20 protein-coding genes and 1 tRNA gene are annotated in these 21,384 nt (G+C 71.2%); 5 read left to right on the top strand and 16 right to left on the bottom strand.

All coding sequences use genetic code 11. The annotated features are described in order from the left end of the window. Nucleotides 1–13: 13 nt before the first annotated feature. From J2Y46_RS13500 to J2Y46_RS13485, 4 genes are all read right to left on the bottom strand, one after another. Entirely contained in the window at nucleotides 14–2,404 is a 2,391-nt protein-coding gene (locus tag J2Y46_RS13500; protein ID WP_310242942.1) for a ComEC/Rec2 family competence protein, read from the bottom strand. Nucleotide 2,405: 1 nt separating this feature from the next. Beyond that, nucleotides 2,406–3,029: a ComEA family DNA-binding protein gene (locus J2Y46_RS13495; RefSeq protein WP_310242940.1), complete on the bottom strand. Its 624-nt coding sequence runs from the start codon at nucleotides 3,027–3,029 to the stop codon at nucleotides 2,406–2,408. 90 nt (nucleotides 3,030–3,119) lie between these two features. Beyond that, on the bottom strand, nucleotides 3,120–5,720 hold the full coding sequence (gene leuS, locus J2Y46_RS13490) for a leucine--tRNA ligase (RefSeq protein WP_396653190.1): 2,601 nt from the start codon (nucleotides 5,718–5,720) through the stop codon (nucleotides 3,120–3,122). A gap of 61 nt (nucleotides 5,721–5,781) precedes the next feature. Then, entirely contained in the window at nucleotides 5,782–7,098 is a 1,317-nt protein-coding gene (locus J2Y46_RS13485; RefSeq protein ID WP_310242935.1) for an anthranilate synthase component I family protein, read from the bottom strand. Nucleotides 7,099–7,140: 42 nt separating this feature from the next. Here J2Y46_RS13485 and J2Y46_RS13480 point away from each other — a divergent pair, with 42 nt between their 5' ends. From J2Y46_RS13480 to J2Y46_RS13465, 4 genes are read left to right on the top strand one after another with little or no spacing between them, the layout of a single operon-like run. Continuing rightward, nucleotides 7,141–7,818 (top strand): DedA family protein, encoded by a 678-nt coding sequence (locus tag J2Y46_RS13480; RefSeq protein WP_310242933.1) that lies wholly within the window; start codon nucleotides 7,141–7,143, stop codon nucleotides 7,816–7,818. A 4-nt stretch (nucleotides 7,819–7,822) separates the two neighbouring features. Beyond that, nucleotides 7,823–8,878 carry an App1 family protein gene (locus tag J2Y46_RS13475; protein ID WP_045302716.1) on the top strand — a complete coding sequence of 352 codons (1,056 nt, stop codon included), beginning with the start codon at nucleotides 7,823–7,825 and terminating at the stop codon, nucleotides 8,876–8,878. Nucleotides 8,879–8,924: 46 nt separating this feature from the next. After that, nucleotides 8,925–9,638 (top strand): SOS response-associated peptidase, encoded by a 714-nt coding sequence (locus J2Y46_RS13470; RefSeq protein WP_310242929.1) that lies wholly within the window; start codon nucleotides 8,925–8,927, stop codon nucleotides 9,636–9,638. Nucleotides 9,639–9,683: 45 nt separating this feature from the next. After that, nucleotides 9,684–10,556, top strand: a complete 873-nt coding sequence (locus J2Y46_RS13465) for a hypothetical protein (RefSeq protein WP_045302720.1) — start codon at nucleotides 9,684–9,686, stop codon at nucleotides 10,554–10,556. A gap of 1 nt (nucleotide 10,557) precedes the next feature. Here J2Y46_RS13465 and J2Y46_RS13460 read toward each other — a convergent pair whose 3' ends face one another. From J2Y46_RS13460 to J2Y46_RS13430, 7 genes are read right to left on the bottom strand one after another with little or no spacing between them, the layout of a single operon-like run. Next, the gene (locus tag J2Y46_RS13460) at nucleotides 10,558–11,763 is read right to left on the bottom strand and encodes a glycoside hydrolase family 3 N-terminal domain-containing protein (protein ID WP_310242925.1); all 1,206 of its coding nucleotides are present in this window, start codon (nucleotides 11,761–11,763) and stop codon (nucleotides 10,558–10,560) included. Nucleotides 11,764–11,789: 26 nt separating this feature from the next. Next, nucleotides 11,790–13,466, bottom strand: coding sequence for an acyl-CoA dehydrogenase family protein (locus J2Y46_RS13455; protein WP_310242922.1), 1,677 nt, complete (start codon nucleotides 13,464–13,466; stop codon nucleotides 11,790–11,792). Next, complete coding sequence (locus J2Y46_RS13450; RefSeq protein ID WP_084695792.1) at nucleotides 13,463–14,560, bottom strand: putative zinc-binding metallopeptidase; 1,098 nt, start codon at nucleotides 14,558–14,560, stop codon at nucleotides 13,463–13,465. The genes J2Y46_RS13455 and J2Y46_RS13450 overlap by 4 nt, the downstream gene beginning before the upstream one ends. Nucleotides 14,561–14,601: 41 nt before the next feature. Beyond that, entirely contained in the window at nucleotides 14,602–15,741 is a 1,140-nt protein-coding gene (locus J2Y46_RS13445) for a sorbosone dehydrogenase family protein (RefSeq protein WP_045302725.1), read from the bottom strand. Further along, a complete protein-coding gene (locus J2Y46_RS13440) occupies nucleotides 15,738–16,214 on the bottom strand; it encodes a VOC family protein (RefSeq protein ID WP_045302726.1) in 477 nt (158 codons plus the stop codon). The genes J2Y46_RS13445 and J2Y46_RS13440 overlap by 4 nt, the downstream gene beginning before the upstream one ends. 44 nt (nucleotides 16,215–16,258) lie before the next feature. Beyond that, nucleotides 16,259–17,344: a HAMP domain-containing sensor histidine kinase gene (locus J2Y46_RS13435; protein ID WP_310242916.1), complete on the bottom strand. Its 1,086-nt coding sequence runs from the start codon at nucleotides 17,342–17,344 to the stop codon at nucleotides 16,259–16,261. Further along, nucleotides 17,337–18,017 carry a response regulator transcription factor gene (locus J2Y46_RS13430; protein ID WP_045302728.1) on the bottom strand — a complete coding sequence of 227 codons (681 nt, stop codon included), beginning with the start codon at nucleotides 18,015–18,017 and terminating at the stop codon, nucleotides 17,337–17,339. The genes J2Y46_RS13435 and J2Y46_RS13430 overlap by 8 nt, the downstream gene beginning before the upstream one ends. Before the next feature lie 87 nt (nucleotides 18,018–18,104). On the opposite strand from J2Y46_RS13430, the gene J2Y46_RS13425 reads away from it, so the two are divergent. Next, entirely contained in the window at nucleotides 18,105–18,749 is a 645-nt protein-coding gene (locus J2Y46_RS13425) for a M15 family metallopeptidase (RefSeq protein WP_310242910.1), read from the top strand. Nucleotides 18,750–18,810: 61 nt separating this feature from the next. Here J2Y46_RS13425 and J2Y46_RS13420 read toward each other — a convergent pair. The 5 genes from J2Y46_RS13420 to J2Y46_RS13400 all read right to left on the bottom strand — a co-directional run bounded on the left by J2Y46_RS13420 (nucleotide 18,811) and on the right by J2Y46_RS13400 (nucleotide 21,376). After that, nucleotides 18,811–18,883 (bottom strand) — tRNA-Ala (locus tag J2Y46_RS13420). Between the two features lie 71 nt (nucleotides 18,884–18,954). Beyond that, the gene (gene rsfS, locus J2Y46_RS13415; protein ID WP_045302730.1) at nucleotides 18,955–19,335 is read right to left on the bottom strand and encodes a ribosome silencing factor; all 381 of its coding nucleotides are present in this window, start codon (nucleotides 19,333–19,335) and stop codon (nucleotides 18,955–18,957) included. Further along, nucleotides 19,335–20,549 (bottom strand): hypothetical protein, encoded by a 1,215-nt coding sequence (locus tag J2Y46_RS13410; RefSeq protein WP_310242907.1) that lies wholly within the window; start codon nucleotides 20,547–20,549, stop codon nucleotides 19,335–19,337. The genes rsfS and J2Y46_RS13410 overlap by 1 nt, the downstream gene beginning before the upstream one ends. After that, a complete protein-coding gene (nadD, locus tag J2Y46_RS13405; RefSeq protein WP_045302733.1) occupies nucleotides 20,546–21,142 on the bottom strand; it encodes a nicotinate-nucleotide adenylyltransferase in 597 nt (198 codons plus the stop codon). Before nadD ends, J2Y46_RS13410 begins: the two co-directional genes overlap by 4 nt. A 9-nt stretch (nucleotides 21,143–21,151) precedes the next feature. Further along, nucleotides 21,152–21,376: a hypothetical protein gene (locus tag J2Y46_RS13400; protein WP_045302734.1), complete on the bottom strand. Its 225-nt coding sequence runs from the start codon at nucleotides 21,374–21,376 to the stop codon at nucleotides 21,152–21,154. Nucleotides 21,377–21,384: the final 8 nt, after the last annotated feature.

Raw genomic sequence — 21,384 nt, 5'->3', positions numbered from 1 at the left:
CGGCCGCGTCCCCTCATCCGCCGCGGTCGCGCCAGATAGACACCGAACCGGTCTCGGAGATCCACAGCGCGATCGCCCCGTCGCGGTCGGTGCGAAGGATCTTCGCATCGACGTCGACGAGCATCGCCAGGGCCGCGTCGCGCGGATGCCCGTAATCGTTGTCGGCGCCCACGGTGACGAGCGCGATCGACGGCTGTGCCGAGGCGTAGAGCCCCGCGTCCTGGTCGGCGCTGCCGTGATGAGCGGTCTTGACGATCACGTAGGGCGGGTCCAGCGCCCCCGATGCGGTCAGCAGCCGCTGCGGAGAGGCGGAGAGGTCGCCGAGCAGGAGGGTCGGCGGGATGCCGCCGCCGCGGACGTCGAGCACGACGCTGGCGTCGTTGCCCGGCGGGAAGGCCCGACTGCCGGTCTTCGGCCAGAGAACCCGCCATCGCGCGCCTCCCAGTGACCCGCTGAGGCCGGCGGAGGCCTCGGTCGCCCGGGCGCCCCGCGCCGTCAGCGAGGCGATCGCCGCCTGCCCCGTGGCGTCGCCGGGTCCGTGGAGCACCGAGCCGACACGACCGCGCACGGCGTCGAGCCCGCCGATGTGGTCGAGGTCGTAGTGCGTGAGGACGAGCAGGTCGATGCGATCGAGGCCCGCCCGCGAGAGGCAGGCGGCGAGCGGTTCGGGGTCGGGCCCGGTGTCGACCAGCGCGACGGCGCCCTCCGACCGGAGCAGTACGGCATCGCCTTGGCCGACGTCGCACGCGAGCACCGCCCAGTCGCCGGGCAGCGTCCATCGGCCGGCGATCGTGGTCAGGGCGCTCGCGCCGATCCCGCCACCGGTCAGCACGGCGACGACCACGATCGCGGTCACGCGCGCAACCCGTCGAGCCCGCGAGCCGCCGCGGTCGAGTGCGATGGCGAGCCCGATCGAAAGGCCGACCCCGGCGAGGGCCACCGCGCCGGGGATGCCCTCCAGCCAGGGCAGCGCGTCGCCCGGGAGCGCCGAAGCGGTCGAAGCCGTCGCGGCGATCCACGATGCCGGCAGCCAGGCGAGCACAGCGAGACCCGACTGCAGCCACGGAAGCGGTGCGCTGAGACATGCCGCCAGCCCGAGCACGGTCGCCGCCGGTGCCGCGGGGCCGGCGAGGAGGTTCGCGAGCACGCCGTAGACGGGCACGGTCGGCTCGATGAGGATCAGGAGCGGGCCGCACGCGAGCTGCGCGGCGAGCGGCACCGCCAGGGCGAGTGCCAGCGGCCGCGGGACCGCTCTGGCGAGACCGGTGGCGAGCGGGCGCGCCCACAGCAGCAGCGACCCTGTCGCGACGACCGAGAGCGCGAATCCCAGTGAGGAGGCGAGCCAGGGATCCAGCGCGAGGAGCAGGGCGACGGCCACCGACAGCAGCGCCATACCCGCGCCGGAGCGGCCGAGCAGCACCGCGAGCATTGCGATCGCGGCCATGGCCGCCGCGCGCAGGACGCTCGGCTCCGGCGTGACCAGGAGCACGAAGCCGGCGAGCACCGCCACTCCGCAGGCGACGCGGAGCCTCCTCGAGGCACCGAGTGCGGCGGCGAGGGCGAACGCGATGCCGACGACGAGCGCGCAGTTCGCACCCGAGACGGCGGTGAGGTGCGACAGTGAGGACTCCTTCATCGCCGCGTCCAGGGACGGCGACACGATCGACGTGTCTCCCACAGCCAGCCCCGGGACGAGCCCCGCGCCCGCGCCAGGCAGACCGTGCACCGCCGCGACGAGCCCCCGGCGCAATCCACCGGCGACCGCTGCGGCCCCGCCCGGCGGCTTCACCACCTCGACACCGCGCGACGCCAGCACCTCGAGCACCGCCCGCTCTCCCGGTCGCCCGGGCCCCGCGGTGCCGTGGGCGTCGATGGTGGAACCGACGTCGAGCTGCCACGGGCTGTCGACGTCGTCCGGTGAGACGCGCACCGCGATCTCGACATCCGCGCCGTGGCTCTCGTCGCCGATCGTCACGCGCGACGCCCACGCATCGAAGGCGAGCGAGCCGTCGGCGCGTCGCTCGATCTTGCCGACGACGTCCGCGCGGACGTCGACGGCCCGGCCGCCGGTGAGAGCGAGATCCTCGACGGCCGTCCGGGCCGGCTGTGCGAGGGCGACGTGGGACGCCGCGGCCGCGGAAGCCGCCCCCGCGAGCACGACGACCACGAGCACGCGGTGCACAGCGGCGCGAGGCATCCGCCATCGCGCGCGCAGGCGGCTGCGCCGAGACGGAACGTCGTCGTGTGCGCTGAGGCTCACCACAGCCGTCGTCAGGCGGAGGACGACGGCCCAGAGGGACAGAGCGATCCAGGGCGCTGCCGAAGGAGCGAGGATCGCGACGGCCGAGACAGCCCAGCACGCGCCCGCGACCGGCACCAGCCGCAGTCCGAGTCGGCCACGCACGTCACACCGTCACCAGGTCGCGCAGCGACTCGAGCATCTTGTCGCCGATGCCGGGGACGGCGAGGAGATCCTCGATGCTCGTGAACCCGCCGTTGTCGTCGCGCCACGCGATGATGCGCTCGGCCAGCGCGGGACCGATGCGCGGGAGCGTCTCGAGCAGGGTCGCGTCCGCCGAGTTGAGGTCGACGCGCGTGTCGGCGGATGCTGGGGGTCCAGGTGCTTCCGCTGTCGGCGCTTCCTCCCCTTCGTGCGGCACCGGCAGCTGTTCGCCGTCGTCGAGCGTGCGCGCCAGGTTGACCGCGTCGCGGTCCGCGTCGTCGGCGAACCCGCCGGCTGCCGCGATCGCGTCGACGACACGGGAGCCGGCCGGGAGCACATAGAGGCCAGGCGTGCGCACCGCACCCGAGACGTGCACGTAGAGCCTGGACGCGGGCGTCGCCGATGCCGCGGGCGTCTGGTCGATGACGACCTCATCGACCGGTGACATCGCTGCGCGAACGATGCCGATCCCGACGGTGATAGCCAATGCGGCGATCACGAGCACGATGACGGCGCCTCGCGCGAGACGTCGACGCGCGGCGAGGTGCTCGGCCGACGCGCTCTCGGAGCGGTCGCCGGCTGTCACGGACCCACGCTATGAGGCGGAAGGGGCCCGAGACGGAGCGGGTCCCGGGGATGTGCATACCCCGGGACCCGCTCTTGCTGTGGAGGAAGCTCAGTGCGTGCTGAAGCTCACGACCTTCGGTGGGCGGACGACCACACGCGTGATCTCGCGGCCCGCGAGCGAGCGGACGACCTTCTCGTCGGCGCGCGCGAGTCGCTCGAGCTCGGCGGCATCGATGCGCGCAGGCACCTGGAGGGTGCCGCGCACCTTGCCGTCCACCTGTACGACCGCGGTGACGCTCTCCTCGACGAGGAGGGTCGGGTCGGCGGTGCGCCACGGCACCAGGCCGACGAACCCGTCGTACCCGAGGATCTCCCACATCTCCTCCGCGAGGTGCGGAGCGAACAGGTCGAGGACCATCGCGGTGGCCTCGGCGGCCTCGCGAACGGCCGGGTCGGCGGGTCCGGCGCCGGTGTCGATGACCTTGCGCGTCGCGTTGACCAGCTCCATGAGGCGGGCGACGACGACATTGAACTTGGTCTGCTCGACCAGCCCGGGAGCGTCCGCGAGCAGGCGGTGGGTGACACGGCGAAGTGATGCGTCGCCCTCGGCCCACACCACGTCGGGCTCGCTCGTGACGTCCGTCGCGACGCGCCAGGCGCGCGCGAGGAACTTCTGGGCACCCGTGGTCGACACGTCCTCCCAGTTGATGTCGTCCTCGACCGGGCCGGCGAACGCGATCGCGGTGCGCACCGCGTCGGCGCCGGGGTCGATCATGCTCGAGGCGAACTCGACCAGGTTGCCCTTCGACTTCGACATCTTCGAGCCGTCCAGGAGCACCATGCCCTGGTTGATGAGGCTCGAGAAGGGCTCGGTGAAGTCGATGAGCCCCATGTCGAAGAGGACCTTGGTGATGAACCGCGCGTAGAGCAGGTGCAGGATCGCGTGCTCGACGCCGCCGATGTACGAGTCGACGGGAGCCCAGCGGTCGGCCTCGCGGGACGGGAACGCCTCATCGGGGTCGTTCGGCGCCAGGAAGCGGAGGAAGTACCACGAGCTGTCCACGAACGTGTCCATCGTGTCGGGGTCGCGCAGCGCCGGCTCGCCCGTCTCGGGGTCGGTCGCCTGCATCCACTGCGTTGCGCCCCCCAGGGGCGACGTTCCCTTGGGTGCGAGGTCGAGTCCGTGCGCGTCAGGCAGGCGCAGCGGCAGCTGGTCCTCGGGGACGGGCACGATGCGGCCGTCCTCGGTGTGGATCATCGGGATCGGCGTGCCCCAGAACCGCTGACGCGAGATGAGCCAGTCGCGGAGGCGATACGACTTCGCGGCGCGGCCGGTGCCGGCGGCTTCGAGCTGCTCGATGATGCGCGCGATGGCGTTGCGCTTGGAGAGGCCGTCGAGCGAGCCCGAGTTGATGAGGCGTCCCTCGCCGGTCAGAGCGATGCCGGTCGTCGCGGGGTCGAGGTCGGCCAGCGTGTCGAGGGGGCCCGGATCGATCGGCACACCCTCCTCGTCGAGCTCGATGACCGGGATCGCGCCCGTGATCGGCGCCGTGGTGTCGACGACGACCTTGACGGGCAGGTCGAACGCCCGCGCGAAGTCGAGGTCGCGCTGGTCGTGTGCGGGCACGGCCATGACGGCGCCGTGGCCGTAGTCGGCCAGCACGTAGTCCGCGGCCCAGATGGGCAGGCGCTCCCCGTTGACGGGGTTGACGGCGAAACGGTCCAGGAACACGCCGGTCTTCGGACGATCGGTGCTCTGGCGCTCGATCTCGGTTTCGCGCTGCACGCTCTCGAGGTAGTCCTGGAAGCGCATGCGCACGTCGGCCGACGAGCCGGCGGCGAGCTCGGCTGCCAGGTCGCTGTCGGGTGCCACGACCATGAAGGTCGCGCCGTGCAGCGTGTCGGGTCGGGTCGAGAAGACGGTGACCTTCTCGGCGCGGCCCTCGATCTCGAAGTCGATGTCGGCACCCACCGAGCGGCCGATCCAGTTCCGCTGCATGCGGATGACCTTCTGCGGCCAGAAGCCCTCGAGCTGGTTGAGGTCGTCGAGCAGCCGGTCGGCGTACTCGGTGATCTTGAAGTACCACTGCGTGAGCTTCTTCTTGATCACCTCGGCGCCGCAGCGCTCGCAGTGCCCGTCGACGACCTGCTCGTTGGCGAGCACGGTCTGGTCGTTGGGGCACCAGTTGACCGGGCTCTCCTTGCGGTACGCCAGGCCGCGCTCGTAGAGGCGCTGGAACAGCCACTGGTTCCAGTGGTAGTACTCGGGGTCGCTCGTGTGGAGGATGCGGCTCCAGTCGTAGGACGAGCCGTACTCGCGGAAGCTCTTCTTGTGCTGCTCGATGTTCGCGTAGGTCCACTCGCGCGGGTCGGCCCCGCGCTGGATCGCCGCGTTCTCGGCGGGCAGGCCGAACGAATCCCACCCGATCGGGTTCAGCACGTTGTAGCCGCGGTGACGCCAGAACCGCGCCACGATGTCGACGTAGGCGTAGCTCTCGGCGTGGCCCATGTGGAGGTCGCCGGAGGGGTAGGGGAACATGCCGAGCACGTACTTGCGGGGGCGCGTGTCGTCGGCGCCGCCGGCGCGGAACGGGTCGGCCTCGGCCCAGCGCGCCTGCCACTTCTGCTGGATCGAGTAGGCGTCATAGCCCTCTGTGGGCGCAGAGGTGTCGGGGGTTTCGGTCTGACTCACGTGGAAAGTGCCAATCATGGAAGCCGGAAAGCGCGCGCAGCGCGCGAAGCGCGTCTTCCAGGTTAGCGGAACGGGCGGTTCACCAGCCCGGCGGCAATGCGGCACCCAGCGCCGCAAGGGGCCCGCGTGCCTTGATCCCGACCTCGGCGACCTCGGCCGCAGCATCCGATCGCCACGTGATTCCGCCGCCGGCGCCGACGTACGCGCTGTGGGGCGTGACGACGATCGAGCGGATCACCATGGCGAGATCGAGTGCGCCATCGTCGCCGACCCAGCCGAAGCACCCCGAGAAGACTCCGCGCGGAGCGCCTTCGAGGCCGTGCAGGATGCTCATCGCGGACAGCTTCGGCGCCCCCGTCATCGAGCCCGCCGGGAATGTCGCCGCCAGCAGGTCGTCGAGGGTCGTGCCGGTCGCGAGCGTGCCCGATACGGTGCTCACGAGCTGGTGCACCGCGGGGTACGACTCGACCTCGAGAAGCGCGTCGACGCCTACGGAGCCGGCCACGCACACGCGCGAGAGGTCGTTGCGCATGAGGTCGACGATCATGACGTTCTCGGCGCGCTCCTTCTCGCTCGTGCGCAACTCGGCTGCCAGCGCAGCGTCCTCGCCGGCGTCCGCACCGCGCGGGCGGGTGCCCTTGATCGGCCGCGTGCGCACGACCGCACTGCCGTCGGGCGCCCCCTCGACGTGAAGGAACTGCTCCGGGCTCGCGCTGAGCAGCGCGGTGTCGCCGGAGCGGATGAAGCCGCCGTGGTGCGCGGGTGTCGCCGCGCGGAGCCGGGCGTAGACCTCGACAGGATCGACGGATGCCTCGACCTCGAAGCGCGTCGTCAGGCACAGCTGGTAGGCGTCGCCCTCGCGGATCGCGTCGCGGCAGCGTTCGATGAGAGCGGCGTATTCGTCGGGGCGGTGGCGCGCACGCGCGACAGCCCGGTGTGGGATGGACGAAGGCCGGCCGGGCGGAAGGGTCGCCGCGGCGACCGCGGTGGTGAGCTCATCGACGTCCGGCGCGGAGGCGTACACGCGGACGCTCCGACGCGCGTGGTCGAACGCGACCAGGCGCTGCACCCGCAGCCACAGCTCCTGCGGGACGTCGTCAGCCGGGCGAGACGCGGGCGCGCCTGCGCGCGCCGCTGCGTCGTCGTAGGCGGTCCAGCCGACCCACCCTCCGCGCAACGGGCTCTCGCCGTCGTGCGAGGTGACGGCCGTGCAGGTCGTCGCCTTCACGTGCGCCGGGTCGTCCGGAGCCCCTGCGCCCATCCAGCTCCACCCCTCGCGCGCATCGGGTCCGGCATCCAGCCAGAACGAGTGGGGCACGTGCGCGAAGACGGCGCCGAAGACGGATGCCGGGTCTGCCCAGTGCGCGACGTCCGCGGCGGCGAGGGGCTCCGTCATGTTCCCAGGTTAGAGGGGTGCGCGGAGCTCTAGGCTCATGGCGTGAACGAGTTCCTGACGTGGCTGCTCGACGCCGTGCAGAGCGTCGACCCCATCGTCAGGACGCTCCTCGCCGGGTTCGCGATCATGCTCGAGACCAGCGTGCTGATCGGGCTCGTCGTGCCCGGCGACACTGTGGTGATCGTCGCCGCAACCGCCGTCTCGTCCGTGCTGGAGGGCGTGATCCTCGGGATCGCGGTGGTCATCGGCGCCGTGATCGGCGAGAGCATCGGCTTCTGGCTCGGACGCTACCTCGGCCCGCGCATCCAGCACTCGAAGCTCGGGCGCCGGATCGGCGAGGAGAATTGGGCGCGCTCGGAGAGATACCTGCGGCGTCGCGGCGGGCCTGCGATCTTCATCTCGCGCTTCCTGCCGGTGCTGCACTCGCTCGTGCCGCTCACCGTCGGGATGAGCGGCTACCCCTACCGGCGGTTCCTCGCGTGGACCATCCCGGCGTGCGTGATCTGGTCGACGCTCTACATCTCCGTCGCCGCCGTCGCCGCAGGCACGTACCGCGAGCTCGCGGACCGGCTGCACTACGCGGGGTACATCTTCGTGGGCGTCATCGTGCTGTTCCTGGTGCTCGTCTTCGTGAGCAAGAAGGTCATCGAGCGGGCCGAGCGCAAGCACCTCGAGCACGACGGCCCGGACGAGTCGCCCGTGGCGGACGTGAAAGACTGAAGGGGTGCCCCACACCGACGCCCAGAACGCGCGCGCCAAGGTCCTGTGGCTGGCACGCCTGGAGTACCGGTTCCACGCGTGGCGCGAGCGGCGCGCGCGCCGTCGGGGCCAGACGCCCACCGTCACGCCTTTCCCCGGCTACGGGGGTCCCGGTTGGGTGCGCGTCCTCGGCCGGGTGATGATCGTCCCGCCGGCGAAGCAGACGACCACCGGCGAGTACGCCGGAGTGCGCGGCTGGCGCAGCTTCGCGGCCGTCCCCATCGGATACGCGCAGGTCACGGTGACGATCGGTGGCGTCGATCACGACGTGGTCGCCGACCGGGGCGGTGTGATCGACACGAAGCTCCCGACTGACCTCGAGCCCGGCTGGCAGACCTTCACGCTCTCGGTGGAAGGCGGGACGCCCGTCGATACACGGGCGTACATCGTCGCGCCGGATGTGAAGTTCGGCATCGTGTCGGACGTCGACGACACCGTCATGGTCACGGCCATCCCCCGTCCGCTGCTCGCTGCGTGGAACTCGTTCGTGGTCAACGAGCACGCGCGCCAGCCGGTGCCCGGCATGGCGGTGCTCATGGAGCGTGTCGTGCGGGAGAACCCCGGCGCCCCGCTCATCTATCTCTCCACCGGCGCGTGGAACATCGCGCCGACGCTCATGCGCTTCCTCAGTCGCCACGTCTTCCCGCCGGGTGCGCTGCTGCTGACCGACTGGGGCCCCACCCACGACCGCTGGTTCCGCAGCGGCAGTGCGCACAAGCTCTCCAACCTGCGACGCCTCGCCGAGGAGTTCCCGCATGTGCGGTGGCTCCTCATCGGCGACGACGGCCAGCACGACGACGCGATCTACACGACCTTCACCGACGAGCACCCTTCGCGGGTCGTGGCCGTCGCCATCCGCCGCCTCTCCCCTGCGGAGGCGGTCCTCGCGGGCGGCCGCACAGCCGTCAACGACCACGCCGCCGCCGAGGTGCCGTGGGTGAGCGACAGCGACGGCGCCGGCCTGCTCGAGCGGCTGGAGGATGTCGGGGTCCTCGGCGCCGCCGGAGCGCTCGAGGCCTGACGGTCCCGCCGGCACCGACGTCGGCGGCCCCGCGTAGGCTGGCCGCATGTGCGGACGCTTCGTAGTGGCCAGTGCCGGCTCCGACCTCGTCGGGGTGCTGCGCGTCGACGTCGAGGGCGACGATCTCCCGGCGCCGTCCTTCAACGTGGCGCCGACCGCCACTGCCGCGATCGTGCTCGACTCGGCGAAGACCGAGCCGCCGACGCGCCGGCTCGAGGCCGCCCGCTGGGGACTGATCCCTTCGTGGGCGAAAGACACCAAGATCGGTGCGCGGGCGTTCAACGCCCGGGCGGAGGAACTCGAAGACAAGCCCATGTTCCGCAGCGCTCTCGAGAAGCGCCGCGCGGTGGTGCCCGTGTCGGGCTACTACGAGTGGAAGAACGTCGACGGCACGAAGATCCCCCACTACATCCATCCCGCCGACGGCGAGCCGCTGTTCCTCGCCGGGCTGTACGAGTGGTGGCGCGACAAGACCAAGGGCGACGACGACCCCGAGCGCTGGCTGCTGAGCTTCACGATCCTCACCCGCGACTCGATCGGGCACCTGGGCTCGATCCACGACCGCATGCCGCTGTTTCTCGACCCCGACCACGCCGACGCCTGGCTCGACCCGACGACCGACAACGTGCGCGATGTGCTCGACGCGGCGATCGACGCGGCTCCGGCCCTCGCCGACACCCTCGACGACCACGAGGTGTCGAAGGACGTCGGCAACGTCCGCAACAACTCCCCGGAACTCATCGAGCCCGTCGAGGCCTGATCCGCGCCCGGGTCCCGCCGGGGCGCACCCGCGTATCCTCGAACGGTGACGATCGCGCCCTCGGAGACCCCGGTGCTTGCCGGCGGGGTCTGGCGCGAGCGCGAGGCGGCACATGAGGAGCGCGCCCGAGCGCTCACGTCCGCGCATCGCGACCGGGCCGCGCGCCGTGAGAAGCACCCTGTCGAGGACTTCCTCTTCACGTACTACTCCTACAAGCCCGCTGTCCTGCACCGCTGGCATCCCGGTGAGGACGTGGAGTTGGCGGATGCCGCCGCCGACGCCCGCGCCGAATGGCGCTGGTACCGACCCGGCAGCGTTACCGGTGCTCTCGCCGTCGACGGTTCGGGTTTCCGCGCCGAGCGGGGCGCGCTCGTGGCGAACGTCGGTCGGATCCTCAGGGCCACCGCCGGCCGCGCCCCCGGCTTCGGGTGCTTCGGCCTGCACGAGTGGGCCATGGTGTACCGGCAGCGCGAGCACCGGCATCCCGTTCCGCTCCGACTGGGACAGGACGAGACGGACGCCGTCGTCGAAGCCCACGATCTGCGCTGCACCCACTTCGATGCCTACCGGTTCTTCACGCTCGAGGCGGTGCCGCGCAACCGCGACGCACTCACCCGCGAGAGCCAGCCCGCCCTCGAGCAGCCCGGCTGCCTTCATGCCGGCATGGACCTGTACAAGTGGGCCGTCAAGCTCGGGCCGCTCGTGCCGGGCGAGGTGATGCTCGATGCGTTCGAGCTCGCCCGCGACATCCGGGTGCTGGACATGCGGGCGTCACCGTACGATCTCGCGGACTGGGGTTACGCCCCCGTCCCGATCGAGACTGCGGAGGGCAAGGCGGCCTATGTCCGCGCGCAGCGCGGCTTCGCCGAGCGCGGCCAGGTCATCCGGGCCCGCCTCGTCGAGATCGCGGGCGCCTGACTCACCCGGCCGGATCCGCGCACGTCGTGCACGGGAGCTCGCCGCCTGCCGCCTCCGCGACGGCGAGGCGCAGCCCCATCACGCGGGTCGCCGCCTCCTCCAGGCGCTCGGCGGGCACCGCGCCCGCCTCCACCGCGGCGACGATGCCGTCGATGATCTGCGGCGCGGTCTCGGGTGTCGACGAGGCCACCGTCAGCAGCATGTCGTTGCCGGCCGCGAGGGCGTTGACGGCATTCGCCACGGGGTCGGCGTACTCGGGCAGGCCGGAGCTTTCCAGCATGCCCAGGTCGTCGGTGATGATCACGCCCTCGAAGCCCAGTTCGTCGCGCGCGATCCGGTGCCATTCGGGCGACAGGCTCGCGGGCGCCGGATCGACGGCGGTGTACGCGAGATGGCCGAACATGAGAAGCTCGGCGCCGGCATCGACGCCCGCCTGGAACGGGAGGGCATCGGTGGCGCGCCACTGATCGAGCGGGATAGGGGTCGACGGGATCGACGAGTGGGAGTCGCCGGGTGCCGCGCCGTGGCCGGGGAAGTGCTTCAGCGTGGAGAACACCTTCCCTTTCTCGCCGTCGACCGCTGCGGCGACGTGAGCGGCGGCCGCGTCGGGTGTGGTGCCGAGGACGCGGCGATGGATGAACGAGTCCGGATCGGCCGTGACGTCCGCGACGATACCGAAGTTGACGGGGATCCCCGCCTGGCGCACGAGTGCCGAGCGCCCCGCGTACGCGGCCTCCACTGTGGCGGGATCGGCCTGCTGCAGCTCGAGTGGCGACGGAAGATCGTCCCACGGCAGCCGCGACACGTCGCCGCCCTCCTGGTCGATGGCGATGAGCGGCGGCTGCGCCGGATCGACGGTGAGCGATGCGGTGATCTCCTTGAGTGCCGCCTCGTCCGCGGGGATGTTCGCGCCCATGAGCAGGAAGCCCCCGGCGTCCGTGGATTCCATGTACGAGCGCAGGGCCGCGGCATCCGTCGTCGGAATGTGCCCCATCACAACGCTCGCCGCGCGCTCCCGCAGCGACATCGATGAGACTGCCTGCTGGGCCGGCGAGAGACCTGCCGCCTCGGCCGTCGGGGTCATCGTCGGCGACGGCGACGATGTCGGCGACGGCTTCGCGGTGGGGGCCGCGGCGCAGGACGCGCACACGATCGCCGCCGCTGCGACGACCGCGGCAAGCAGGAGGGAACGTCGCGCCGCAGTCACCCAGTCAGCCTAAGCGCGGACGGCGATCAGTGGCGCGCGACGATGGCCGCGGCATCCGTCCCCGAAGGCAGCACACCGTACTGCGCGCCGCGCTCCTCGCCGAGCCGGGCGGCGATGAACGTGTCGGCGTCCTGTCCCGGAGCGTGGCGCAGCATGAGCGACGCCTGGAAGGCGAGCGCGAGGTCCTCACTGAGTCGGCGGGCCTGTGACGGTGCCTCATCCGGTTCGGCCGCAAGACGCTGCAGCAGGGCGAGGGTGCGCTCCACGTGCCGATCGAGGATCGCCGAGGAGCCCGCCGTGGTCGCGAGCTCGTCGGCGAAGGCCTCACCCGACTCACGGTCGCGCGTGAGCGCTCGCAGCACGTCGAGGGCGATGACGTTGCCCGATCCCTCCCAGATCGCCATGACGGGCTGCTCACGGTACCGGCGGGCGAGCGGGAAGGTCTCGGTGTAGCCATTGCCGCCGAGGCACTCGAGCGCTTCGTAGGCATGGTGGGGGCCGCGCTTGCACACCCAATACTTCGACACCGGAGTCGCGAGACGGCGGAGCGCGACATCGCGATCGGATGCCTCGGCCTCGAAGAGCTGCGCGAGGCGCAGGCCGGCGAGCATCGCGGCTTCGTACTCGAGTGCGAGGTCCGCGAGCACGGCGGTCATGGCGGGCTGATCGACCAGGAGCGCGCCGAAGGCCTCGCGTCCGCGCGCGTGCCAGACCGCCTCGGCGACCGACTGCCGCATGCCCGCCGCGGTGCCCAGGACGCAGTCGAGACGCGTGCGCTGGACCATCTCGATGATCGCCCGGACACCACGGCCGGGCTCGCCGATCAAGAACCCGATGGTGCCGTCGAACTCGACCTCCGCCGACGCGTTTGAGCGGTTGCCGAGCTTGTCTTTGAGTCGCTGGATGCGGAACACGTTGCGCATCCCGTGCGGCAGGATGCGGGGCACGAAGACGCACGTCAGGCCTTCGTCGACGCCCCCGCTGCGCGTGTGGGCGAGCACCAGGAAGCCGTCCGACATCGGGGCGGAGCAGAACCACTTGTGCCCCGTGAGCTGGTAGGCGTGTCCGCCCATCGACTCACCCACGGTGGTGCCGGCGCGGACGTCGGAGCCGCCCTGCTTCTCGGTCATCGCCATCCCGATGAGGGCGCTCGCCTTGCCGCCGTCGACGATGAGCCGCGGGTCGTACTCGCGCGAGTACAGACGCGGGAGCCACTCGTCGGCGACCCACGGCGACCCCTCGATCGAGGCGACCGCGGCGTGCGTCATCGACACCGGGCACGCGTGACCCGGCTCGACCTGCGCGAACAGCATGAACATCGCCGCGCGGGCGACGTGCGCCCCGGGCCGCGGATCGGCCCATGCCGAGGTGTGTGCGCCGCGGGCGACCGCCTCGGCGATCACGCGGTGGTACGACGGGTCGTACTCGACCTCGTCGAGGCGGAAGCCCCACCGGTCGTGGGCGTGGGCGAGCGGGGTGTGCACGTTCGCGAGATGCGCGTCGCGCTGGAACGGTCCCGACCCGACGAGCACGCCGGCCGCGCGGAGGTCGTCCTCGGCCCACTCCGCCCCGAATCCGCGCATCGCCGCGCCGAGTGGCGCGTTGAGCGCGTATTCGTCGACGTCCACACGCCAGGGCGGCTGGTTCTCGACGTAGTGCGTCGCCGCACCGATCACCCGCTGCCCCCGCGCGAACGAGGTCATGACGTCTCCGTCTCCCCCGCCCCGGCACCCGCCATCGCGAGCGTGTACTGCTCCCCCGGGCTGAGCGGCGCGCGCGTCACGATGTCGTGGACGAAGGCGAGCTTGTGCCGCACCGGCGTCACGATCGTGAACGGATACAGGTCGCCGAAGCCCATCGATCGGTTGATGCGGTTGAACGCCTGCGACAGCCACTCCCAATCGGTGAGCAGCCTCTGGATCGGCTCGTTCTCGTACGAGTCGAGCGGCACGACATCGGTGTCGCGGAGGTTCGTCACGGACGCATCGAGATGGATGCCGATGACCGCGGCGGTCTGCAGCGTGCCGGTGATGTGGAGGTAATGCGCGAACGTCTCGGCGAAGTCCTCCCAGGGGTGCATCGTCGCGTACTCGGAGATGAACGCCTCGTGCCAGTCGGACGGGGCCCCGAAGGAGTAGTGGCGCTTCAAGGCGTCGCGGTAGCTCGTGCGCTCGTCGCCGAAGAGCTCGCGGCACCGGGCCCAGAGTTCGTCGTCGGTGAGGAGGACCCTCTGGTAGTAATGACCGACTTCGTGCCGCAGATGGCCGAGGATCGTGCGGTATGGCTCGCCGAGCCGCACGCGAAGAGCCTCGCGCCGGTCGTCGAGGCTCTCGGCGAGGTCGATCGTGATGATGCCGTTGGCGTGCCCGATGGTGACCGGCTTGCCGTCGGAGAGGCTGGAGATCAGGTCGAAGCCGAGCCCGCCCTTCTCGACGTCCCAGCCGACGATGGGCAGGCCGAGATCGGCGAGCTGCAGGAGGAGCCGGCGCTTCGCCTCCTCGGTCTTGGCGAGCTTCTCGAGCGCGACGGTGTCGTCCGCCGCGGGGCGGCGGCGGGTGAGCCGGCAGGAGAAGCAGCGGCCGGCGGGCGCGTTCTCCCACACCAGCCAGTTGCACGCCCATTCGCGGTTCGAGCAGGTGTACCAGGTCTCGCCGTCGATGACGGCCTGGCCGTGACGGAGCCCGAAGAACTCGCGCGTCGGGATGTGGTAGCCGATCTCGGCTTCGCAGTTCGGACACTGCAGGGTGTCCAGATAGACGAAGTGGCGACAGTGCGGACAGCGGGGCTGCGAGGTCACGCTCTCACCGTAGCGTGCCGGGGTGCGCGCGGACGCACGGGTCACGGCGCCTCGACGAGCTCCACCCGCAGGAGCAGATCGTCGCCCGGTCGCGGCGCGCCCCGCCCATCGGTGTTGTTGGTCAAGAGCCACAGCGACCCGTCGGTCGGCGCGACCACGTCGCGCAGCCGCCCGTACTCGCCCACGAACGCGGCGACGGGTTCGCCGCGCATCACGCCGGAGGCGGTGTCGATCTGCCAGAGCCGCTCGCCGCGGAGTCCCGCCATGAAGACCGTGTCGCCGCGGGCGGCGATCCCGCTGGGACTGGCATCGCTCGTCGGCCATTGCGCCACGGGATCGGTGAAGCCCTCCCGGCCGGAGATGCCCTCGACGATCGGCCAGCCGTAGTTCGCCCCCGGTTCGATGCGATTGAGCTCGTCCCATGTGTTCTGACCGAACTCGCTGGCCCACATCGTGCCGTCCGCCGTCCACGCGATCCCCTGGACGTTGCGATGTCCCATGGACCAGACGCGCGTATTCCACGGGTTCCCGGGAGCGGGGTCGCCCTCGGCGGTGACGCGGAGGATCTTGCCGCCGAGGTCGTCGCGGTCCTGGGCGGCGTCGCGCCGCTGCGCATCCCCAGTCGTGACATAGAGGCAGCCGTCGGGCCCGAACGCGAGGCGTCCGCCGTCGTGGGTGCTCGCCCGCGCGATGCCGTCGAGGATGACCTCCGGCTCGCCCAGCCCGAAGGATCCCGGTTCGCCGAGCAGCGGCATCCGTGCCACCCGGTTGTCGTCTGCCGCGCCGAAGTAGGCGTAGAGCATCCGGGAGTCGTCGGTCTGGAGCAGCGCAAGGCCGTGGAGGCCGGATTCGCCGCCCGACACCACACCGGGGATGACGCCGATCGTGCGGACCTTCCCGTCCGTGGTGAGTTCGAGCACCGTGCCGTCCCCGCGTTCGGAGATCAGCGCGCCCCCGCCGTCGAGGGGCACGACCGACCAGGGCGCCACCAGATCCGACGCAAGGGTTCCGGTGACCGAACCGGCGCGCCACCATGTCTGGGCTGCCGGAGCCGTGCTCGGGCCGATCGTCGGCGCCTGCGACGAGGGCGCCGGCGTCGGCTGCGGGGCGGTGCACCCGGCTGACGCGGTCAGCGCCAGCAGGAGGCATCCGACCGCCGCCCACCGGGCGTCGCGCCTCATCCGTCCGCCACTGCCGCCTCGAGGGCCGCGAGATCGATGCGGCGCATGCGGAGCATCGCCTGCACCGCGCGGTGGGCGATGTCGGGGTCGGGGTGGCGGATCAGTTCGACCAGCCGGTCGGGGATGATCTGCCACGACAGACCCCAGCGGTCCTTGAGCCAGCCGCAGGGCTGCTCCTGGCCGCCCTCTGCGGTCAGGGCGTCCCAATAGCGGTCGACCTCGGTCTGGTCGCGGCACGCGACGTACAGCGAGACGGCCTCGGTGAAGGGGAACTGCGGGCCGGCGTCCATGCCGAGGTAGTCGCGGCCGCCGAGCCGGAAGTGCACGTGCATGACCTTGCCGCCCATGCCCGGCACCTCGTCCGGGTAACGGTCGATCGTGACGAGTTCGGAGTCCGGGATCAGTGCGGTGTAGAACGTGACGGCCTCCTCGGCGGCATCGTCGAACCAGAGGAACGGGGTCACAGCGCTCATGCGTTCCACCCTTGTCGACGTGCGGCACCCGCGCAATGGGCGGACTACGGATGCTGCGCACGGAGCTGCACCGTGACGCGCAAGCCTCCTTCCGGTCGTGGCGTGAGCGCGAGCGTCCCGCCGTGGGCCTCCGCGATGCTCCGGACGATCGCGAGCCCCAGCCCGACTCCGGCGTGGTCGCCGGTGCGCACGCGCTCGCTCCCGCGCTGGAACGGTTCGACCAAGACGGCGGCGCGCGCCGGACTGAGCATCTCGCCGGTGTTCTCGACGACGATCTCCACCGCGTCGCCGCGCTCGGAAGTGAGGACGTCCACCGTGCCGTGCTCGGGGAGGTTGTGGACGATGGCGTTGTGCAGCAGATTCGACACCAGCTGCAGCAGCAGCGCGTCAGAGCCGGTGGTCCAGGCGGCGACGCCGCTCGCGCGGACGGTCACGCCACGGGCCTCGGCGAGCGGCAGCAGCGTCTCCACGGCCTCCTCGGCGACGAGTGACAGATCGACCGGTCCACGGGCGAATGAGCCCTGCTCGGCCCGGCTGAGCACCAGCAGCGCCTCGGTGAGATCGATCGCGCGCGTGTTCACCGCGCGGAGTCGCGCGATGAGCGCGTCGACGTCCGGATCGGGGTCGGTGCGGGCGACGTCGAGCAGGGTCCGGGTGATCGCGAGCGGCGTGCGCAGCTCATGCGAGGCGTTCGCGGCGAACCGCCGCTGTTCGGCGACGTGCGCCTCGAGGCGCGACAGCATCGCATCGAAGCTGTCGGCGAGCTCGCGGAACTCGTCCTGGCGACCGGGGAGCGCGATCCGATGCGACAGCGAACCGCCCGCGGCGAGGCGCGTCGCCTCCGTGATCCGCGCCAGCGGACCCAGCATCCGGCCGGCGAGGATCCAGCCGCCGAGCAGTCCGAACACGAGGAGGAAGACGAGCGCCCACGACGCCGCCGGCGTGAAGGCGCGGATGAGGTCATCGCGATTCGGGACGAAAGGCCCGGGTCCGGTGATCTGCCCGTTCGGAACGTATCTCAGGAGGAAGACCCACACCACCGCGAGCAGCAGCGCCCCGGCCACCATCAGGAATCCGGCGTAGCTGAGGGTGAGCTTGAGCCGCACGCTCATGCCGGGAGCCCTACTCATGCCGCTCGCCCTCGTCAGGGTCGATGCGGTAGCCCACTCCGGGCACGGTGGCGATGACCCAGGGCTCACCCAGCCGCTTGCGCAAGGCCGAGACGGTGATGCGCACCGCATTCGTGAAGGGGTCGGCGTTCTCGTCCCACGCACGCTCGAGCAGCTCCTCGGCGCTCACGACGCCGCCTTCGGCGCTCATCAGCACCTCCAGCACGGCGAACTGCTTCCGCGTCACGGCGATGTACCGGTCGTCGCGGTAGACCTCGCGGCGGAACGGATCCAGCCGGAGCCCCGCCAGCTCCCGCACCGGCGGCCGGCTGTGACCGCGGCGACGATCCAGCGCCCGCAACCGCAGCACGAGCTCCTGCAGGTCGAAAGGCTTGGTGAGGTAGTCGTCGGCGCCCAGCTCGAATCCGGTCGCCTTGTCGTCGATCCGATCCGCCGCCGTGAGCATCAGGATCGGGATGCCGCTGCCGGATCGCACGATGTGCGCCGCCACGTCGTCGCCCGACGGGCCGGGAATGTCGCGATCGAGTACGGCGATGTCGTAGCCGTTGATGCTCAGCAGCTCGAGCGCAGTGTCGCCATCGCCCGCGATGTCGGCCGCGATCGCTTCGAGGCGCAGCCCGTCGCGGATCGCCTCCGCCATCAAGGGCTCGTCCTCGACCACCAGCACGCGCATGCCCTCGATGGTACGAGCCGGTGCATATCGTCCGCGTATCCGAAAACCCATACGCCCTCGCAACACGCGCGCGCGTTGGCTGGGAGCATGATCCCCACAACGACGGCCCCGGCGAGAACCCCCCGTGTGCTCGGCCGTGTGCTCGTGTCCCTGCTCATCGCCGCCCTCGCGATCGTCGGTGTCGCCGTGTATCGATCGGCGTCGGCCACTGTGCCGACCGGCGGCGCCGTCGATGGCGCATCGCAGGCAGACCCGCCGCCTGCCCCCGACGGCGCGGTCACCCTGGACGACGGGCTCCTCCCCTCCGGCGCGACGGCGTTCGACGAGGGGTACCCGGGCATCGCGGGTCTGTCGCACGATCTGCGAGAGGCGCTGCAGCGCGCGTCGCGCGATGCAGCCCACGACGACGTCGCAGTCCGTGTCAACAGCGGCTGGCGTTCGGCGGAGTACCAGGATCGGCTGCTGCAGGAGGCCGTGTCTCAGTACGGTTCGGCGGAGGAGGCTGCGCGCTGGGTGGCGTCGTCCGCAACCTCGGCCCATGTGGCGGGCGACGCGGTCGATGTCGGTTCGTACGACGCCGTGGACTGGCTGACAGCGCATGGCGCCGGCTACGGGCTCTGCCAGACGTACGGGAACGAATCCTGGCATTTCGAGCTGCGCCTCGAAGCGATCGATCGCGGTTGCCCGACGCCCTACGCCGATCCGACCCAGGACCCGCGCATACACGGGTGACGCCGCGTGCCGCGACGCCCGGTCAAAGCGAAAGGCCGCCCTGATCGGGCGGCCTTCTCGGTGGACCTGAGGGGACTCGAACCCCTGACCCCCTGCATGCCATGCAGGTGCGCTACCAGCTGCGCCACAGGCCCGGACGCTGTCCCCGCTCTCGCGGGGCAACTCGTCTAGCTTACAACACTCCGAAGGGTGCTCCGTACCAGCATCACTCTTCGGCGGTCGCCCGAGCGGGAAGGGTGATGGGTACCACGGGGCAGTCCTTCCACAGCCGCTCGAGGCCGTAGTAGACGCGCTCCTGCTCGTGGAACACGTGCACCACCAGGTCGCCGAAGTCGATGAGGATCCACCTCGACTCCTCACGCCCCTCACGACGCAGCCGCTTGTGGCCGGCTTCGAGCAGCTTGTCCTCGATCTCGTCGGCGATCGCCGCCACGTTGCGCTCGCTGCGCCCGGTGACGAGCAGGAAGATGTCGACGAGCGGTAGGGGCTCGGACACGTCGAGAGCGACGAGATCCTCGCCGCCCTTCGCGTCCGCCGCGGCCGCGGCGATCTGGAGCATGTCGTGCGACTGCGCGCTCGCCACCATCAGAACACTCCTGTCACGAAGGCGAGGATCAGAACGCCGACGAGGGCGAGGGCCAGCACGCCCGCGGTGATCGCGAGCGACATCATGAGCTTGCCGCCCTTCTCGGGCACCGGGGGCTTGATGACGTCGCCGGGCGCCTTCACCGTGCTCACCGCGGAGCTTGCGGCGATCGGCGTCGGCGAGGAGTGCGACGGGAGCTCGCCGTCGACCAGCGTGGCGTCGATCTCCTTGCCGTCGGCGGTGCCCTTGGCGTGGCCGGTGGACCCGAGGCCCTCCGGCAGGTTGAACGTGCCGGTGACGATCACCTCGCCGGTCGCGGTGACGGGCGCCACGAGCGGCGCGATCTCGGGCGCCTGCGACACGATCAGCGCGTTGGGGATCGCGATGGCGCCGGTCGTGCGCGTGAGCAGCTGGTCGAACGACGGCGGGAACTCGACGGCGGCGGGCTGGCCGGCGTCGGGTCCGGCGTCGAGAAGGCTGGCACCGAGGAGCGGGCTGACGGCCTTCGGCGGTGCAGGCGTCGCTTCGGCCTCGTCGTCGGCGGAGGCGCCGAACACGCTGTCGAGTGAGCGGTCCTCGATCTCGGGCTCCGGGGTCTGCTCCGCGAAGGCGGGAACCGGGACCGGGGCGACGGGCGCGGCCTGCTGCCAGCTCGGCGCGGGGGCCGGCGCCGGAGCGGGCTCCGCCTCGCGCGGGATGCCGAACAGTGCATGCACGCCGCTGTCGGTCGATACCGGGGACTCGTCAGGGGCGGGGGCGAAGAGCGACGGCGTGTGCTCGTCGAACGGCGCCACGGGTGGAGGGGCGACGGGGAACGCGAACGTCGGGGCGGTGCCGCCGGTGGCGGCGGCGTGGGCGGCGACCACCTCCGGCGTGATCACGGGCACCGACGCGGTGCGGATGCGCTCCTGCTGACGCGCCTGGCGGCGGGTGAGCGGAGACACGCCGAGGTCCACGGCGGAGTCGGGAACGGGCGCGGGCGCCACGGCGGCAGGCTCGGATGGGCGCGGGAACGGTGCGGCGGCGATGGGCGTGGGAGGCGGGGTCGACAGCGCGGCGTCGACAGGGGGCGCCACGACGGGCGCGGCCGGGGTCTCGATGGCCTCGTCGTCGCTCGGGGTCGGCGTGATCACGGGGGTGGACCCCGTGTTGCGCAGTTCGCGGATCTGCTTACGTGTGAGGGCTGGCGTCGCCGGGTGCTCGGGTGTACTCATTCCTTGCTCCGGTAGAGATGGTGCTTCGCAATGTATTGGACGACCCCGTCGGGTACGAGGTACCACACCGGGTGCCCTCGCTGAACTCGATCACGGCAGTCCGTCGATGAGATCGCGAGGGCGGGGATCTCGAGCTGGCTGACGTCGTCGCTGGGCAGGCCATCCGTGTTCAGTACGTGTCCAGGCCTGGACACCGCGACGAAGTGGGCGAGGTCCCACAACTCATCATGGTCCCTCCAACTGAGAATTTGCGCTATGGCATCGGCCCCGGTGATGAAGAACAGCTCCGCGTCCGGGCGCTGGGCCTTCAGATCGCGGAGCGTGTCTATGGTGTAGGTGGGGCCGTCACGGTCGATGTCGACGCGGCTGACCGTGAATCGGGGATTGGATGCCGTGGCGATGACGGTCATGAGATAGCGATGCTCGCTCGGCGAGACGTCGGCCTTCTGCCAGGGCTCGCCCGTCGGTACGAAGACGACCTCGTCGAGGTCGAACCACTGCGCCACCTCACTGGCGGCGACCAGGTGCCCATGATGGATGGGGTCGAACGTGCCGCCCATGACCCCGATCCTCGGGGCTGTCGCCAAGGACATACAGCAGCCTCAGTGGCCGTGCCCCGCTCGCTGCACGTCGTTCGCGTGGGCCTTGGCGTACGCCTCGGCCTTGTGCGCGTGGCGGTTCGCCACGTTGCGGTACGACAGCGTCACGATCGCCAGCGCGGCGAAGACAACGATCGCGGTGATGCCGTACCCGACGGTCTCGAGGGCGACGTTGCCGTGGTGCTCCGACTCTTCAGCGGCAAAGGCGAGGATCGTGGCGAGTGTCATTCGGGCTC

The organism is Microbacterium sp. BE35 (assembly GCF_031457705.1).
Taxonomy (GTDB): Bacteria; Actinomycetota; Actinomycetes; order Actinomycetales; family Microbacteriaceae; genus Microbacterium; species Microbacterium trichothecenolyticum.
Note: the sequence above shows the minus strand (reverse complement) of the source record. Positions and strands in the feature narration are given on the sequence as shown.

What these genes read in the sequence shown, in the direction of transcription:
- J2Y46_RS13485 (WP_310242935.1), bottom strand. Translation starts at nt 7,098, where the DNA reads ATGACGGAGCCCCTCGCCGCCGCGGACGTCGCGCACTGGGCAGACCCG.
- J2Y46_RS13445 (WP_045302725.1), bottom strand. Translation starts at nt 15,741, where the DNA reads ATGAGGCGCGACGCCCGGTGGGCGGCGGTCGGATGCCTCCTGCTGGCG.
- J2Y46_RS13425 (WP_310242910.1), top strand. Translation starts at nt 18,105, where the DNA reads ATGATCCCCACAACGACGGCCCCGGCGAGAACCCCCCGTGTGCTCGGC.
- rsfS (WP_045302730.1), bottom strand. Translation starts at nt 19,335, where the DNA reads ATGGTGGCGAGCGCGCAGTCGCACGACATGCTCCAGATCGCCGCGGCC.
- J2Y46_RS13410 (WP_310242907.1), bottom strand. Translation starts at nt 20,549, where the DNA reads ATGAGTACACCCGAGCACCCGGCGACGCCAGCCCTCACACGTAAGCAG.
- J2Y46_RS13455 (WP_310242922.1), bottom strand. Translation starts at nt 13,466, where the DNA reads ATGACCTCGTTCGCGCGGGGGCAGCGGGTGATCGGTGCGGCGACGCAC.
- J2Y46_RS13430 (WP_045302728.1), bottom strand. Translation starts at nt 18,017, where the DNA reads ATGCGCGTGCTGGTGGTCGAGGACGAGCCCTTGATGGCGGAGGCGATC.
- J2Y46_RS13435 (WP_310242916.1), bottom strand. Translation starts at nt 17,344, where the DNA reads ATGAGTAGGGCTCCCGGCATGAGCGTGCGGCTCAAGCTCACCCTCAGC.
- leuS (WP_396653190.1), bottom strand. Translation starts at nt 5,720, where the DNA reads ATGATTGGCACTTTCCACGTGAGTCAGACCGAAACCCCCGACACCTCT.
- J2Y46_RS13440 (WP_045302726.1), bottom strand. Translation starts at nt 16,214, where the DNA reads ATGAGCGCTGTGACCCCGTTCCTCTGGTTCGACGATGCCGCCGAGGAG.
- J2Y46_RS13400 (WP_045302734.1), bottom strand. Translation starts at nt 21,376, where the DNA reads ATGACACTCGCCACGATCCTCGCCTTTGCCGCTGAAGAGTCGGAGCAC.
- J2Y46_RS13470 (WP_310242929.1), top strand. Translation starts at nt 8,925, where the DNA reads ATGTGCGGACGCTTCGTAGTGGCCAGTGCCGGCTCCGACCTCGTCGGG.
- nadD (WP_045302733.1), bottom strand. Translation starts at nt 21,142, where the DNA reads ATGTCCTTGGCGACAGCCCCGAGGATCGGGGTCATGGGCGGCACGTTC.